Below are 16,090 nucleotides of genomic sequence, written 5' to 3'. Positions count from 1 at the left end.
CCTTTCGCTTTTTACCTCTTATTTATAAAATCACCTTTCACCCATCCATAACCCCCGCCTCTTATAAAAGCACTTACATTTCCTCTTTTCATAAAAAAATGATGTTTTTACTCAAAATACCATCTATGTATAAACAGAAAGCCGCCTAAATAGAACTGAATATCAGGCGGCTTTCATAGTTGTAAGAAAATGTTGTGTTATAAGATATAGCCATTGTTTTGATGTGATCAAAGTGTATTTCACTCTAGAATAGTGTGATAATAATCATCGCAACGAAAAAGATCGTTAAGTAGTTTAATGAATAAACGAACATGAGTGTTGACCACTTCATGATATCTTTCATTTTAAAGCCCATAAGACCAATGACGAGCCATCCAATGTTCAGCAATGTGCCAAGTGCGACAATCGGCCATCCTAATCCACCTAAGAAAAATGGAAGCGGAAGAAGACATGCTGTCCAAATGATGATTTGGCGTTTTGTGACTTCAAAGCCGTAAACAACTGGCAGCATTGGAATACCTGCTTTGCGGTAATCTTCCGTTTTCTTAATCGCAAGTGATAAGAAATGTGGAATTTGCCAGATGAACATAATCATAAACAGGACCCAAGCCGTTGTGTCGATGGTGCCTGTAACAGCTGTCCAGCCAATTAATGGCGGAACCGCACCAGATACACTCCCAATGACTGTATTAATGGTGTAATGGCGTTTAGACCACATCGTGTATAGAACTGCATAAGTAAAGACACCGATAAATCCAATCACTGCTGATGTAACAGTTGTCATCAGAAGCATAATCAGTCCAAGTACAACAAGCAGAATACCAAATGCATACGCTTGACCTGGCTGAACTTTACCTGTCACCGTCGGTCTTGTTTTTGTTCTTTCCATTAGTATATCAATATCACGGTCAAACGCATTATTAATGGCGCATGAACCGGCAATAATAAGAGAAGAACCAATCATTGTTAACAGCACAATATCAAGATTCCCAAGGAAACTCATATCTGTAAAATAAAAAGCAAGCCACATTCCAGTAAATGTTGTAATGAAATTGGAATTGACGATGCCCATTTTAATAAGAGCAAGAAAATCTTTTAAAGCGGTTGTTTCTTCTATTTGTCCATGAATAGCTGCTTCCGCGGCTGTTTTGGAATTTGCCAATGTGTATAACCTCCCTTGCCCAAACCTTCAAACGAACGAATAAAACGTAAAATCGTTACAACTCTATCATACAAGATAAAGAGCTGTAAAAAAACATCCTATTAAATAATAAACGACAAACTTGAAGTTATTTGTGAACTTTTCGTGAATTTATTAGGATGTGCGTTTCAGAAGGCGGTGCAAAATGAAATATTCTCTCCTCTATTTCTATCAGACTGTCAAAGAAAGATCAAGCACTCTAAATCTGTAAACTTTGTGAACTAACATATCATTTTTTTGTGAACTTTGGTCATTATGAATTGCAACAGAACACGCATTTGGCTTAAACTTGAGAACATGTGAGGTTTTCATTTAGATCAGAAGTTATTTAGAGAAGGTGAAATCATTTGATGAAATTTGCTTTAAGGTTATTGAGCGTTGTCACAACATTTGTGATGCTGATCGTTCTGATTGGCGGTGCGCTTGTGACGAAAACTGGCTCCGGTCTTGGCTGCGGCAGACAGTGGCCCCTTTGCCACGGTCGTTTCTTTCCAGAAATGAACCCTGCTTCCATTATCGAATGGAGCCACCGCATGTCAACAGGAGTTTCCACCATTCTTGTATTGGCACTGGCGGTCTTATGCTGGAAAAAAATCAGTCCAGTATTCCGTGAAACCAAATTTTTGGTCATCATGTCCATTATATTCTTACTGCTTCAAGCGCTGTTAGGGGCACTCGCCGTTGTGTTTGGTTCTAACGCACTTGTCATGGCACTGCACTTCGGTATTTCACTGATTTCTTTTGCTTCCATTTTACTACTGGCACTGCTTGTGTTTGAAGCCACCAGATCTGAAACAAAGCTTGTGAAGCCGCTTCATATCGGCAAAAGAATGCAGTTCCATATTTATGGGTTGATCACATATACGTATATTGTGGTGTATACGGGCGCCTATGTGAGACATACAAAATCAAGTCTTGCATGCTCTGTCTTCCCATTTTGTTCAAAAGACGGAGCACTTCCAGCGTATTTTAATCAATGGGTTCAAATGTCTCACCGAGCAGCAGCCCTTCTTTTATTCGTTTGGATATTTGTTGCGATGTTCCATGCCCTTAAACATTATAAAGAACAAAAGCAGCTGTATTATGGATGGATCATTTCAGCCATTCTGATTACACTTCAAGCGATTTCTGGTGTCATGTCTGTTTATTCTCAGCTCGCACTCGGTTATGCGCTTGCTCATTCATTCTTTATTTCTTGTGTGTTTGGGGTACTATGCTACTTCTGCTTACTCATTGCCCGGTTTAAATATGAAAATAGAGAGCCTTTCAGATAAACATACAATCCCCCTTTCATCCGAAAAGGGGGATTTCTTTTATGTTTGTTTCGCTTCTTCAAATAGCGAAATGGCTTTTTTCCGTCTTTCTTGATGATCGACTGTAGGCAGAGGATATGTATCCCCCAGCACACATCCCGATTTCATTTGATCATCTATCGGCATTTTACTCGGTTCATGAATCCATTTTTCATTCACATGCTTAAGTTCTGGCACATACCTTCTAATATATTCTCCGCTTGGATCAAATCGTTTCGACTGGGTCGTTGGGTTAAAAATACGGAAGTAAGGAACAGCATCCGTTCCGACGGAGGCTGCCCACTGAAATCCTCCAATATTCGAAGCCTCATCATAGTCGACAAGTTTTCTCGCAAAATACGCTTCGCCCATTCTCCAATCGATGAGATAATCTTTTGTCAGGAATGAAGCCGTCACCATTCTCAAACGGTTATGCATCCACCCTTCTTCATTTAACTGTCTCATCCCAGCGTCAACGAGCGGGAAGCCTGTTTGTCCTTTACACCAAGCTTCAAAAAGTGTCTCATCATCATTCCATTTTATATGTTGAAAGGAGGCGTTGATTTCTTTTTCTTTCATCTCTGGATAATGCGCAAAGATCATATGATAAAAATCACGCCATGCCAGCTCTTTCATAAATGTTTCCTTGCCCTCATCTTTAACAAGTTCTTCCTCATTGACCGCATGAAAGATTGTGCGAATAGAAATGGTCCCGGTTTTTAAGAACCGAGACAGCTTGCTCGTCCCAAAAACAGACGGAATATCTCGTTTCTCATGATAACGCGTCAATCTTTCTTGAATAAAGCCGCCTAGCGTGCTTCTCGCTTTGTCTGACCCAATCTGATCGAATTTCCTTGTACATTTCTTAATGATGTCCCTTAGTTTCGCATCTCCCTTTTCAGAAAGTGACTCATCACAAATCGTATGCTTGCTGCTCAGAAATGATTTGTCAACTTTTATCACAGACTGCTTCTCCTGCTTCCTCCAAGCTTGATAGTATGGAGTAAACACTTGATAATGAGACCCATCCGCTTTTAAAATATCTCTCGCCCCATGCAGATGCGTATCTTGCCACTTTGACACATGAATGCCCTTTTCTTCTAAGAAACGGGTCACTTGCTCATCACGTATTCGACCATTTCCTACTTCGTCCTCATTAAAAAAGACCGCATTGATGTCATAAGCATCCAGGAGCTTTTGAAAAGCGAACAAAATATCATCATGAATGAGATGAACATACATGTGAGATTCTCTCGCTTCCTTGACGAAATTGGCCAAGTTTTGAAAGAAATGTTCGTTGTTCAAATCCAGTTCCATTTCTGTAAAAAACGGATCTAGATGATAAAAAGCACATAATCGGTACTGATGTTTTTTTGCATATGTGATCGCTTTTGATAAGGCGATATGATCATCCAATCGCATATCTCGGCGAAACCAAATCACGACAATTTCCACTCTTTCTTCACCTCATTCTATAGTGTAATCACTCTAGCGGGCGGCTGCACATTTTAATGCGCTCAAAAAAAAGACACATCACAGTGGATGTGTCTTGGATTGTTGACAAAGGGCTAAAATGCTCTTTATTTTAGCCCTTTGTTTTCTTTTCAGCGTGATAGAAAGCCCTTGAAGTCTAGGAAAAGAACGAGTACTGGAGCGGAGCGAATTTGACATTCGTGAGCACCAGCACGCAGGACTGACAAAGAATGCAAGGGTTTGTCTACACGCTGAGACACATCGCAGTGGATGTGTCTCACTCATTATTCAGGCTTTAAGACAATCAACAGATCTCCAGTTTGAATCCCTTCTCCATTCGTGACATGAATTTCATCCACGACTGCTGAGAACGGTGCTTGTACCGTCGTTTCCATTTTCATCGCTTCATTGATCATCAAATGCTCACCTTGAGAAATTTTCTGTCCTTTTTCAACAAGCACTTTGATCACAGTGCCTGGCATCGATGCCGCAATGTGATTTGGATTTGAGCGATCTGCCTTCATTTTTTCTTGAACGGAGGATTTGATGCTTTCATCCTTAATGACCACTTCACGCGGTTGTCCATTCAGCTCAAAGTAAAGCACTCTTGTAGCGTCCGGATTCGGTTCTCCAATTGACACGAGTTTGACAATGAGGGTTTTCCCTTTTTCAATTTCTACCTCAATTTCTTCACCAAGTCTCATGCCGTAGAAGAAGGTTGGTGTGTCAAGAACAGAGATGTCTCCATAGCTTTCTGCTGTTTGAACAAATTCAGAAAAGACTTTCGGGTATAAAGCATATGCAATGGCATCTTGTTCTGTTAACGTCAAGTCATGCGATTCTTTGAACTGCTTTTTGATTTCTTCAAAGTCCACTGGTTTCAGTTTCTCACCTGGTCTGACAGTAAGCGGCTCCTCCCCTTTTAAAATCAGCTTTTGCAATTTTTCTGGGAATCCGCCATGAGGCTGTCCTAAATAGCCTTTAAACAATTCAACAACCGAATCTGGGAAATCCAGTGTTGCTCCTTTTTCATAAACATCCTCTTCTGTCAGATCGTTTTGCACCATATAAAGTGCCATATCTCCGACCACTTTAGAAGACGGTGTCACTTTCACAATGTCACCAAACATGTCATTTACACGTCTGTACATTTCTTTTACTTCATTCCAGCGGTCGCCAAGGCCGACCCCTTTCGCCTGCTGTTGCAGGTTACTATACTGGCCACCAGGCATTTCATGCTCATAAATTTCTGTATGCGGTGAATTCATTCCGCTTTCAAACTCATGGTAATATTTTCTGACGGAATCCCAATATTGAGAAAGACGTTCAACCGCTTGAACATTCATTTCGGGCTTTCTTTCATGTCCGTCTAAAGCATAATATAATGAGCTCGCACTTGGTTGTGATGTGAGCCCCGCCATAGAGCTGACTGCAACATCAACAATATCAACACCTGCATCAATCGCTCTTGCATAGGTGAAGAGTCCATTTCCACTCGTATCGTGTGTATGAAGATGGATTGGAATCGTGAGCTCGTCTTTTAGAGCAGATACAAGTTCATAAGCCGCCTGCGGTTTTAATAATCCCGCCATATCTTTAATGCCTAAAATATGAGCGCCTGCGGATTCAAGCTCCTTCGCAAGAGAGACATAATATTTCAAATCATATTTCGGACGTGATGGATCAAGAATATCACCTGTATAACAAATCGCTGCCTCTGCCACTTTGCCTGATTCACGAACAGAATCAATGGCAAGCGTCATGCCTTTGACCCAGTTTAGGCTGTCAAAAATACGGAAGACGTCAATGCCTGCCTCTGCCGATTCCTTTACAAATGCTTTAATCACATTATCCGCATAGTTTGTATATCCGACAGCGTTTGATGATCTTAATAGCATTTGGAACAAAGTGTTTGGCACTTCTTGACGAAGCTCTTTCAATCTTTCCCAAGGATCTTCTTTCAAGAAACGATATGCCACATCAAATGTAGCGCCGCCCCACATTTCCATACTGAATAACTCTGGCCATAAACCTGCTGTTGGCTGCGCAACTTTCTTTAAGTCGTGTGTTCTAAAGCGTGTTGCAAGCAGGGATTGATGTGCGTCTCTAAAAGTTGTATCCGTTAAAAGTACACTGCTTTGCTCTTTCACCCAATTGGCGAGCCCCTCAGGTCCATGCTTGTCTAACAATTGTTTTGTTCCAGAAGGAATCGTTTCATGGACAGCAAGTTTCGGCACATTTGGTTTATCAAAATGAGGCTTCTTATTTTCCGAAATACCAGGGAACCCATTAATGGTAACGTTACCAATATAAGTAAGCATTTTCGTTCCGCGGTCTTTTTGCTTAGGAAAGTTAAATAGCTCTGGTGTCGAATCAATAAACGATGTATCATATTCCCCTCTTAGAAACTTCTCGTGCTTTGCAACGTTTTCAAGAAACGGGATATTTGTTTTAATGCCACGAATCCTGAATTCTTGTAAGTTTCGGACCATTTTAGCCGCAGCTTGATCAAATGTAAGTGCCCAAGTAGACAGTTTGACCAACAGTGAATCGTAAAAAGGCGTAATCACCGCACCTTGGAAGCTGTTCCCTGTATCAAGACGTACACCAAAACCACCGCCTGAACGGTAAGCCATGATTTTTCCTGTATCTGGCATAAAATCATTCAAAGGATCTTCTGTTGTGACCCTTGATTGAATGGCAAATCCATGTGTAAAGATATCTTCTTGTTTTGGTATCCCGACTTCTTTGCTGTGGAGGTCATGTCCTTTTGCGACAAGAATTTGGGTTTGGACGATATCGACCCCTGTGATCATTTCTGTGATCGTGTGTTCCACTTGGACCCTAGGATTGACTTCAATAAAATAAAACTCCCCATTTGCCACTAGGAATTCTACAGTCCCTGCATTGATATACGATACATTCTGGGCCAGCTGAACAGCCGCTTCACAGATGTCTTCACGCAATTGATTAGAAAGAGACACACTTGGTGCAACCTCAATGACTTTTTGATGACGCCTTTGAACAGAGCAGTCACGCTCATATAAATGAATGATATTGCCGTGATTGTCTCCAATCACCTGCACTTCAATATGCTTCGGATTTTCAATCAGCTTTTCAACGTATACTTCGTCATTTCCAAAAGCCGCTTTCGCCTCTGACTTTGCACGGTCATAGGCTTCGTTCAGCTCCTCTTTTGATCTGACAATCCGCATACCTCGGCCGCCGCCTCCAAGTGAAGCTTTAATAATAAACGGGTAACCGTATTCTTCACCGAATTTTTCGACTTCTTTGACCGAATCAACCGGCCCGTCACTTCCTGGAATGACTGGAATCCCAGCTTTTTTCGCTTCATCTCTCGCTTTTACTTTATCTCCAAACATATCTAAATGTTGAGAAGTTGGGCCAATGAATTGGATGCCTTCCTCTTCGCATCGTCTTGCAAAATGAATGTTTTCAGATAAAAATCCGTATCCTGGATGAATCGCATCCACGTCATTTCGTTTTGCAATTTCGATGATCCCCTCGATATCAAGGTAGGCATCAATCGGCTTTTTCCCTTCTCCAACTAGATATGCTTCATCGGCTTTATAGCGATGATAAGAGCCCGAGTCTTCTTTGGAGTAAATGGCCACTGTACGTAAGTTGAGCTCCGTACAGGCCCTAAAGACTCTGATAGCGATTTCCCCTCTGTTTGCAACTAGAACCTTTTGAATTGTTCTCTGTGACATTCTCACTCCTCCATATCCCTTAAAATTTTATATGTACTCTATAATAAAGGAAGAAATGAAAACTGTACACTTTTGTTTTCTAAAGATTCAAAGTTTTCTGCAATCCATTTTTTTGAATCGATGGTTTGCTGATTGATTTTTTCTTTTTATAACGCTCTTTATATTCAGTGAACATGCTGATATTCAGCAATATTCCCATACATCCACTCAGTAAAATGATAGACGATCCCCCGTAGCTGATAAACGGAAGTGTGACCCCAGTGATCGGAATGAGACCTGAAACACCGCCCAAATTAATACACGTTTGAATGGCAATCATTGAAGAAATTCCTATTGCAAGCAAACTTCCAAACGGATCTTCACACTTTCTCGCAATGTAAAAACCTTTCACGACAATAAAGCCAAGGAGAGCAAGGACAAAAAACACACCGAAAAAACCAAGCTCTTCCGAGATAATTGCCATGATAAAATCTGTATGCGGTTCTGGAAGGTATCCATACTTTTGTACACTCTCTCCAAGACCAAGCCCAAAAAAGCCGCCTGATCCAATCGCATAATATGAATTAATCAATTGATGCCCAGAAGCGCCTGCGTCTTTAAATGGATCTTGGAAACTCTCAAAACGTCCAAGACGATTCTGCGTGAAAATTTTATCCCAAAAAAGAATAATAAACGGTGTCACAACAACCATCACCGCACTAAATAAAGCGAGCAGCTTGGCCAGCGTTTTACCGCTAAACCCTGAGCATAAAATCATCGCAAGGGCAATCATACCAATGATAAAAGCTGTCCCATAGTCTGGCTGCAAAATAATAAATCCGCATAGGATGGAGACAACCACAATTGGAGGTGTAACCCCTCTTAAAATATGGTCAATATAATGCTGCTTCTTTGCATAGACAGCAGCAAGATAAATGATGACAACGATCTTCACGAATTCCGCTGGCTGAAGACTAAAAGGTCCAAATTTGATCCAGCTTCTAGCATTCCCTGCAATGTGACCGCCAAAGTACACATAAATGAGAGAAAACACAGATAACAAAAGCATCACAATTTGGAATCTTTTATTTAAGAGCAGCTGATACGGAATGAGGGCTGTAAACATCAAGATGACCGCCCCGACAATCATAAATAAAAGCTGTTTCTTGAAAAAATTATCTGGCGCAGCATCATATCTGATCACAGATGTAATCATACTTGAGCTATACACCATCACCAAGCCGAATGCGCTAATTAATATAATGGCGAACAATAATGAGTAGTCATACGATTTTAGCATTCTCTTTAACATATAATCCTCTTCCTAACGTCTATTTCTACTGCTTGACATTCTCTTCTCTTAGCTGTTCTTATTCTACTACATTTTCTCCGTTTGATCCCGTTTTACCTCTTTATATTGTTCGTCTTTCATGAGACAATCAAGTCCGTTTGGCATCAAGCAAAATAAAAAGGCGGACAAAAAAACTCAAACTTATGTTGTGGAAGTTTGAGTTTTCAATCATTATTTTTTTGTGAACGCATCATGAAGTGCGGATAATTCTCTCTCAAGTTTATCGAGTAGTTTTTTGCCTTCATGTTGATCAACTAATCCAAGCCGGACAGCGAAATCAATTTCTCTCGATAATCCGAACATTTGAGTATCTAAAACCTCTTCATAAAGAGGACATTGCGGCATCGTTAAGTTGTCCATTTGCACTTGGATCAATTTTAAAATTTTATCTGCATCCAATTTTAATAAAGCCAGTGCTTTTTGCCGATGATCGACTAAAATTTCTGACGCCAAAAGTATCCCTCCGTTCCCCAGGCGAGTACCTAATTCTTCTATTTATCATAAAGCGAAACGCCCAAAATTGCAAGCAGATTTGTACAGTTCGCTCTGTAAAAATAAAAAGAAGCCATTCGTCATTAAAAGATACTCATCTCATATTTTTCACTCATGAGCTCAAGCAGCTTAATACCCGCAATACTATTCCCTTTTTCATCCAAAGCAGGCCCGAATATACCTATCCCAAAGTCGTATGGCGCCGCCCCCATAATACCGCCTGAAACACCACTTTTAGCAGGGATTCCGATATTGATCGCAAATTCCCCGCTCGCATTGTACATACCGCATGTAACCATAAACGTTTTACAAATTCTAGCGACATCTTTCGAAAGGATTTGCTTTCCTGTCTCTGGATGCCTGCCATCTAATGAAAAAACACATGCGATCTTCGCCAAATCCAGGCTGTTCATCATGACGGCGCATTGCTTCGTATAGACGTCCATCACCTCTTCTACATTCCCTTTAATGATATGATATTGCTTCATATAATAGCACATTGCGCGGTTAATCATTGATGTTTCAAATTCGGATGCAGCGGTTTCTTTGCAATATGTAATGGTGGTGTCATTGGCAAGCTCTCTAATAAAACCAAGCAATCGGTTCAGCTGATCTTGCGGCGTTGCTCCTCTTATTAAACTTGTAACGGCAAGCGCTCCTGCATTAATCATTGGGTTAAGCGGCTTATTGGGGCTTGCTGTCTCTAGTTTAATCATCGAATTAAACGGGTCGCCAGTCGGTTCTTGTCCAACATATTGAAACACTTTTTTCGGTCCTTCTTCTGAGAGCACGAGCGCCAGTGCTAATACTTTTGAAATACTTTGCAGGGTGAATCGTTTATCAACATCTCCCGCTGAGTGGCACGTATTACTCACATGGTATACAGCGACAGATAAATCCGATTGATCCGCTTTACCGAGTGCCGGAATATAGGATGCTACCTTTCCATTTTTGGCCACCTTTTTTGCCTCTTCTACAAATCGCTGAAGCTCTTCATTGTCACGACATGCCATGCCCAAAATCCTCCCTGTTTTTCGTCTAATCGTAGTGTGTACAAGGAAGTGCATGTTTATGAAAGTGACAAAGCGGGCGAAAACTTCTATAATTTATGTTGGAAAGGGGTTGTCTTGAACATGAGCATTATTCAAATCAAGGGGAACGTACAATACAAGATCACCATTGATCCGAGTGTATGGATTTTTGATGACCGTAAATTTTTAATGGATTCATTTTTTGAGAAAAGTGCAGCAAACGAAGAGCAGCAGCTAGATCAGGAACTCGATCAAGAGCGGGTCATAAGAGAAGGTCAAACACTTCCACCCACATTAAAAACAGAGAAAAAGTACGAAAAAGAAAGACTCGTCACAGGCAGCTTCGGGATGAAACTTGGCGACATGATAAAAAATGCAGAACCGCTCGAACAAGCGGAGACGTGTGAATTTGTCACAGAAACAGAAACAATTGCTGTTCCGCTCTCTAAGGCGATGGATAGCATTGCCCATTTCAGCCAAAATGGAAAGCCTATAACAGAAGAAGGACCAATCCACGTTTATTTCGAGGATCAGTCCAACATCACTCAGCCGATTAAAGGCGTCAAAGAGTTAATCATTACATAAGATGACGGGTCTGGACTATAATAAATCAGCTGCAAGCTGAGCAAGTCCAGACCTTTCTCCTTTGACAAGCTTGACATGTCCAGATATTTGCTGCCCTTTGAAACGCTCAATGACATATGTGAGCCCATTATTTAAGCTGTCTAAATAAGGGTGATCAATCTGCTCTGGGTCTCCCATCAGCACAATTTTACTTCCCTCACCAACCCGCGTTAATAATGTTTTTACTTCGTGTTTTGTTAAGTTTTGCGCCTCATCGATAATGATAAATTGATCAGGGATACTTCTCCCGCGAATATACGTTAAAGCTTCCACTTGAATTGAACCGATGCCCGCTAGTATCGCATCGAGTTCACCAGGTTTTTTTGTGTTAAATAAAAATTCTAGGTTATCATAGATCGGCTGCATCCACGGTCTGAGCTTCTCTTCTTTTTCGCCTGGCAAATACCCTAAGTCCTTACCGACAGGAACAATAGAGCGCGCCACGATGAGCTTTTTAAACATGCCGAGGTCCTCTGTCTGCATTAATCCAGCAGCAAGTGCAAGCAGTGTCTTGCCTGTTCCCGCTTTTCCGATAAGTGTCACAAGCGGAATATCGCGGCGTAAAAGTAACTCAAGCGCCATCGTTTGCTGGACATTTTTTGGGCGAATTCCCCAAATATGTTCTTGGTCATAAATAAGCCGTTTCACATGCTCTGCTTTTTGATCAAGCATCCCCAAAGCAGAACCACCTTCATTTCCCTTCATAATGATAAATTGATGAGGGTTTAATGGTGTTTGGGTGACGTCTTTTATCGGTAACTGATTTTGCTTATAAAATGTATTCAGCTGCTCAGTCGGAATATAGAGCTCGTGATAGCCGTTATCAATGTCTTCATTTTGTAGCACTCGATCGCTTAAGAAATCCTCTGCTTGCAGACCAATGGCATCCGCCTTTACTCGCACTAGGACATCTTTGCTGACCAAAATGACAGGCCGGCCATCCGGTTTTGTTTCTTCCTCTAAGCTCAAATTCTTCGCAACAGCCAAAATCCGGTTATCGTTTGTTTTTTCGATGAAAATTTCTTGAAGTTCATGGAAAGAGCGATGATTCAGCTCAATACGCAGCGTTCCTTTTGACTCCAGCGTAATTTTTTCATGCAGTTTCCCTTTCGATCTCAACCCGTCGATTAAACGTGAGACACGTCGTGCATTTTGCCCAACCTCGTCCATATATCTTTTTTTCGAGTCTACTTCTTCTAACACTACGGCCGGAATCACGACCTCGTTGTCTTCAAATGAAAAGATTGAATTCGGATCCTGTAATAACACATTTGTGTCTAATACATAAATTTTACTCAGGTCCTTCGCCTCCTGATCGGGGTTTCATTCATCCTTGTCTTTCCAAAAACGATTGTTAAAATATATGTTTTCATGAATAAAGTTAGAAGGTTAATTCAACAATAAAATAAATCATGCAGTTTGTGAAGGAGGGAATACACATGCGACTATTTTTGACGTTATTCATGGTTCAAACCATTCTTTTATTAGGCGCTTGCCAGCATCAAGAGAAGCCTTTGGCACAAGAACATCAAGACGGAAACAAGCATTTAGTAAGAGTATCAGACTCATCCAAGAAAAACACTGATAAAGCCCGCCCATCAACAGATGTGGCAAAACACCTAGTGAATGTGACTGAGCATGTAGCAGATGTAAATGACGCAACAGCGATCGTCATCGGCAAGTATGCTGTCGTCGGCATTGATGTAAAAGATGATTTAGATAGAAGCAAAGTTGAAACCATTAAATATTCAGTCGCCAAAGCACTGAAAAATGACCCAGAAGGTGCGAATGCTGTTGTCGTCGCTGATCCAGATACAGTGAGCCGTTTAAAGGAAATGGGCAAAGAAATTCAAGCTGGCAGACCAGTAAGCGGAATTATGGATGAACTAGCAGCCATTGTGGGCCGTGTTATGCCAGAAATGCCTCGAAATGAAATCGACCGTAACGAAACAGATCCGACGAATGATCCGAATCATCAGCTCAAACAACAAGATCAAAAGCAATTAGAAAAAAATCAAAACGATCAATCAAACCATCATATGAATCAGAAGAAATAATGAGAACGGCTTATATCTCTTGTGATATAAGCTTTAGATTGTTGACAAAGGGCTAAAATGAACTTTATTTTGGCTCTTTGTCTTCTTTTCAGCGTGATAGAAAACCTTTGCAGTCCAGGAAGGACGAGCATCGGCGCGGAGCGAATTTGACATTCGTGAGCACCGAAGCGCAGGACTGACACCGAATGCGAGGGTTTGCCTACACGCTGCGGCTTATATCTCTTGTGATATAAGCCTTTTTTATGCTGATTTTAAGTGGCTCAAAAAACATGCTATAATGAAGGCATGACCAAAGTGAGGTGAAAATGATGAGAGTGAAGTGCTCATTATGTGAAAAGCTTGAAACCATTAATGATGATACACTTGTTGCTAAACGGTTAAGAAATCGACCGATTCATACATATATGTGCGATGACTGCCAAGAAAGAATTAAAGTAAAGACAGAGGCACGCATCAAAACTGGCAGATTCTCTCTTTATCAAGATCCTGCGACGAAAGAGAAAAAGAAGAAAAAAGGAAAAAAAGAACAGAAGACATAAAAAAGACCTGACACAAGTTCAGGTCTTTTTTACGTACTCACTGTTCCTTCTTTTTTCGCACGATGCAGCCGTATTTTATAAATAATCAAAATGACAGCTGCCACAACCAGGCCTTCTGCTACTGGCAAGAAGATTCCTAGAAATGTGAGAAACGTGCAGCCAAAAATCAAAAACAAATAAATGACAAGTGCTTTTAAAATCGGTAAACGTCTAGCAAAGCCGAGTTTAAAAACAATAATCGCTAAAACAAGGATGGTGCCATATAGGAGCCACATCCCTGTTTGCGGATTTTCATCGACACGAAACAGCATCGCGAAAAAGGATAGATTCTCACTTACTTCCTGATCATTCAAAAAGATTCCCTCCCCTTATCTTTCAGGGTTCTATCTTTTTAATTCTTCATGGAATTAAGATAATCCTGCTAGCTTTTTCTTCTTCGCAGCTTTCTCACGTTCGTTTTTATCTAAAATTTTCTTTCTTAAACGGATCGATTCCGGTGTAACCTCACAGTATTCGTCTTCATTTAAGTACTCAAGAGATTCCTCAAGTGACATAATACGTGGTTTTTTCATGCTAACCGTTTGATCTTTTGTCGCTGAACGTACGTTTGTTTGTTGTTTCATACGGCTCACGTTGACAACAAGATCGTTTTCACGGTTATGCTCACCAACAATCATTCCTTGGTATACTTCAACACCCGGCTCAACGAAAATCACACCGCGCTCTTCAACGCCTTGGATTCCGTAAGCAGTTGCTTTACCTGTTTCCATTGAAACAAGTACACCTTGACGGCGTCCGCCAACTTGACCAGACTGCATCGGCTGGTAGCTGTCAAATGTATGGTTCAAAATACCAAAACCACGAGTTAATGAAAGAAATTCAGTTGTATATCCGATTAAACCACGTGATGGAACTGTAAAGATCAGGCGAACTTGACCGTTACCATTATTGATCATGTCAATCATTTCACCTTTTCTTGCACCCATTGATTCCATAACAGAGCCAGTATGCTCTTCAGGTACATCAATTTGAACACGCTCTACAGGCTCACATCGAACACCATCTACTTCTTTTACAATAACTTCTGGCTTCGATACTTGCAGTTCAAATCCTTCACGTCTCATATTCTCAATCAGAATTGATAAGTGAAGCTCACCGCGTCCTGATACGACCCAAGCATCAGGTGAATCCGTTGGATCTACACGAAGACTTACGTCTGTTTGAAGCTGCTGTTCTAAACGCTCTTCAATTTTACGTGATGTCACGTACTTTCCTTCACGGCCTGCAAATGGGCTGTTATTCACAACAAATGTCATTTGAAGTGTCGGCTCATCAATACGAAGGATCGGCAAAGCCTCTTGGTGTTCTACCGGGCAGACTGTTTCTCCTACGTTGATGTCTTCCATACCAGATACTGCGACAAGATCTCCAGCTTTCGCTTCATTGATTTCCACTCGTTTTAACCCTTGGAAACCAAAAATCTTCGTCACGCGGAATTGTTTTACACTGCCATCCACTTTCATTAGAGCAACTTGCTGTCCTACTTGCATCGTTCCTCTAAATACACGGCCAATTCCAATTCTTCCAACATAATCATTGTAATCAAGTAGCGCCACTTGGAATTGAAGCGGCTCTTCATGGTTGTCGACTGGGCATGGGATATGGTTGACAATCGCTTCAAACAACGATTCCATGTTTTCATCTTGCTTACTAGCATCGTTACTTGCTGTACCATTGATTGCTGATGCATATACAACTGGGAATTCAAGCTGTTCTTCTGTTGCATCCAATTCAATGAACAAGTCAATGACTTCATCAACTACTTCAGCTGGACGAGCAAAGTCACGGTCAATTTTATTGACAACAACAATTGGTGTTAAGTTTTGCTCAAGTGCTTTTTTTAGCACGAATCGTGTTTGAGGCATACAACCTTCATATGCATCCACAACGAGAAGTACACCATCTACCATTTTCATGATACGCTCAACTTCACCACCGAAATCGGCGTGTCCTGGTGTATCTAAAATATTAATGCGTGTATCTTTATAATGGATCGCAGTATTTTTAGCTAAGATCGTAATACCGCGCTCTCGCTCTAAATCATTTGAATCCATGGCTCTCTCAGCGATATTTTCATTCGCACGGAAAGTACCAGCTTGATGGAGCAATTGGTCAACAAGCGTCGTTTTACCATGGTCAACGTGGGCAATAATTGCGATGTTGCGAAGGTCTTTTCGAAGTTTCACATTTTCATCTCCTAAAATAATTAGATAACTTTCATATTATATCACAATCCCCTTTAAATGCCGATCGTTTTTCT

Annotated in this window: 13 protein-coding genes; 4 read left to right on the top strand and 9 right to left on the bottom strand. The window is 41.0% G+C overall.

Translation table 11 applies throughout. From position 1 onward, the window contains the following. Positions 1–244: 244 nt before the first annotated feature. Entirely contained in the window at positions 245–1,162 is a 918-nt protein-coding gene (gene cyoE, locus ES896_RS11850) for a heme o synthase (RefSeq protein ID WP_007499825.1), read from the bottom strand. 389 nt (positions 1,163–1,551) lie between these two features. Between cyoE and ES896_RS11845 the strand changes: the two genes are divergently transcribed. Continuing rightward, positions 1,552–2,475: a COX15/CtaA family protein gene (locus tag ES896_RS11845; RefSeq protein WP_135226829.1), complete on the top strand. Its 924-nt coding sequence runs from the start codon at positions 1,552–1,554 to the stop codon at positions 2,473–2,475. Positions 2,476–2,514: 39 nt separating this feature from the next. Here ES896_RS11845 and ES896_RS11840 read toward each other — a convergent pair whose 3' ends face one another. The 5 genes from ES896_RS11840 to glsA form a co-directional block, all read right to left on the bottom strand. Then, positions 2,515–3,948 carry a cryptochrome/photolyase family protein gene (locus tag ES896_RS11840; protein WP_135226828.1) on the bottom strand — a complete coding sequence of 478 codons (1,434 nt, stop codon included), beginning with the start codon at positions 3,946–3,948 and terminating at the stop codon, positions 2,515–2,517. 302 nt (positions 3,949–4,250) lie between these two features. Continuing rightward, positions 4,251–7,697, bottom strand: a complete 3,447-nt coding sequence (pyc, locus tag ES896_RS11835; protein WP_135226827.1) for a pyruvate carboxylase — start codon at positions 7,695–7,697, stop codon at positions 4,251–4,253. Between the two features lie 79 nt (positions 7,698–7,776). Further along, positions 7,777–8,988: a putative lipid II flippase FtsW gene (ftsW, locus tag ES896_RS11830; protein ID WP_007499829.1), complete on the bottom strand. Its 1,212-nt coding sequence runs from the start codon at positions 8,986–8,988 to the stop codon at positions 7,777–7,779. A 210-nt stretch (positions 8,989–9,198) separates the two neighbouring features. Continuing rightward, the gene (locus tag ES896_RS11825) at positions 9,199–9,480 is read right to left on the bottom strand and encodes an Fpa/YlaN family protein (RefSeq protein WP_003212509.1); all 282 of its coding nucleotides are present in this window, start codon (positions 9,478–9,480) and stop codon (positions 9,199–9,201) included. Positions 9,481–9,602: 122 nt separating this feature from the next. Beyond that, positions 9,603–10,532, bottom strand: coding sequence for a glutaminase A (gene glsA / locus ES896_RS11820; protein ID WP_019743436.1), 930 nt, complete (start codon positions 10,530–10,532; stop codon positions 9,603–9,605). Positions 10,533–10,652: 120 nt separating this feature from the next. On the opposite strand from glsA, the gene ES896_RS11815 reads away from it, so the two are divergent. Then, positions 10,653–11,135, top strand: coding sequence for a hypothetical protein (locus ES896_RS11815; RefSeq protein ID WP_008345056.1), 483 nt, complete (start codon positions 10,653–10,655; stop codon positions 11,133–11,135). 15 nt (positions 11,136–11,150) lie between these two features. On the opposite strand, the gene ES896_RS11810 is transcribed toward ES896_RS11815, so the two are convergent. Beyond that, positions 11,151–12,473 (bottom strand): PhoH family protein, encoded by a 1,323-nt coding sequence (locus tag ES896_RS11810; protein ID WP_007499837.1) that lies wholly within the window; start codon positions 12,471–12,473, stop codon positions 11,151–11,153. 140 nt (positions 12,474–12,613) lie between these two features. Between ES896_RS11810 and ES896_RS11805 the strand changes: the two genes are divergently transcribed. Together ES896_RS11805 and ES896_RS11800 are read left to right on the top strand one after the other, a co-directional pair. Continuing rightward, positions 12,614–13,231, top strand: a complete 618-nt coding sequence (locus ES896_RS11805; RefSeq protein WP_008345059.1) for a YhcN/YlaJ family sporulation lipoprotein — start codon at positions 12,614–12,616, stop codon at positions 13,229–13,231. 308 nt (positions 13,232–13,539) lie between these two features. Continuing rightward, entirely contained in the window at positions 13,540–13,770 is a 231-nt protein-coding gene (locus ES896_RS11800) for a YlaI family protein (protein ID WP_008345063.1), read from the top strand. 29 nt (positions 13,771–13,799) lie between these two features. On the opposite strand, the gene ES896_RS11795 is transcribed toward ES896_RS11800, so the two are convergent. Together ES896_RS11795 and typA are read right to left on the bottom strand one after the other, a co-directional pair. Further along, on the bottom strand, positions 13,800–14,081 hold the full coding sequence (locus ES896_RS11795; protein ID WP_045034298.1) for a YlaH-like family protein: 282 nt from the start codon (positions 14,079–14,081) through the stop codon (positions 13,800–13,802). A gap of 96 nt (positions 14,082–14,177) precedes the next feature. Beyond that, on the bottom strand, positions 14,178–16,016 hold the full coding sequence (typA, locus tag ES896_RS11790; RefSeq protein ID WP_008345068.1) for a translational GTPase TypA: 1,839 nt from the start codon (positions 16,014–16,016) through the stop codon (positions 14,178–14,180). Positions 16,017–16,090 lie beyond the last annotated feature (74 nt).

The sequence above is a fragment of the Bacillus sp. 005/A4HT-01/001 genome, from assembly GCF_004634445.1.
Lineage (GTDB): Bacteria > Bacillota > Bacilli > Bacillales > Bacillaceae > Bacillus > Bacillus altitudinis.
This window is presented reverse-complemented; position numbering and strand designations above follow the sequence as displayed.

Excerpts from the sequence above, each read along its gene's own strand:
- ftsW (WP_007499829.1), bottom strand. The coding sequence starts at position 8,988 with ATGTTAAAGAGAATGCTAAAATCGTATGACTACTCATTATTGTTCGCC.
- ES896_RS11805 (WP_008345059.1), top strand. The coding sequence starts at position 12,614 with ATGCGACTATTTTTGACGTTATTCATGGTTCAAACCATTCTTTTATTA.
- pyc (WP_135226827.1), bottom strand. The coding sequence starts at position 7,697 with ATGTCACAGAGAACAATTCAAAAGGTTCTAGTTGCAAACAGAGGGGAA.
- ES896_RS11845 (WP_135226829.1), top strand. The coding sequence starts at position 1,552 with ATGAAATTTGCTTTAAGGTTATTGAGCGTTGTCACAACATTTGTGATG.
- ES896_RS11795 (WP_045034298.1), bottom strand. The coding sequence starts at position 14,081 with ATGCTGTTTCGTGTCGATGAAAATCCGCAAACAGGGATGTGGCTCCTA.
- glsA (WP_019743436.1), bottom strand. The coding sequence starts at position 10,532 with ATGGCATGTCGTGACAATGAAGAGCTTCAGCGATTTGTAGAAGAGGCA.
- ES896_RS11800 (WP_008345063.1), top strand. The coding sequence starts at position 13,540 with ATGAGAGTGAAGTGCTCATTATGTGAAAAGCTTGAAACCATTAATGAT.
- ES896_RS11815 (WP_008345056.1), top strand. The coding sequence starts at position 10,653 with ATGAGCATTATTCAAATCAAGGGGAACGTACAATACAAGATCACCATT.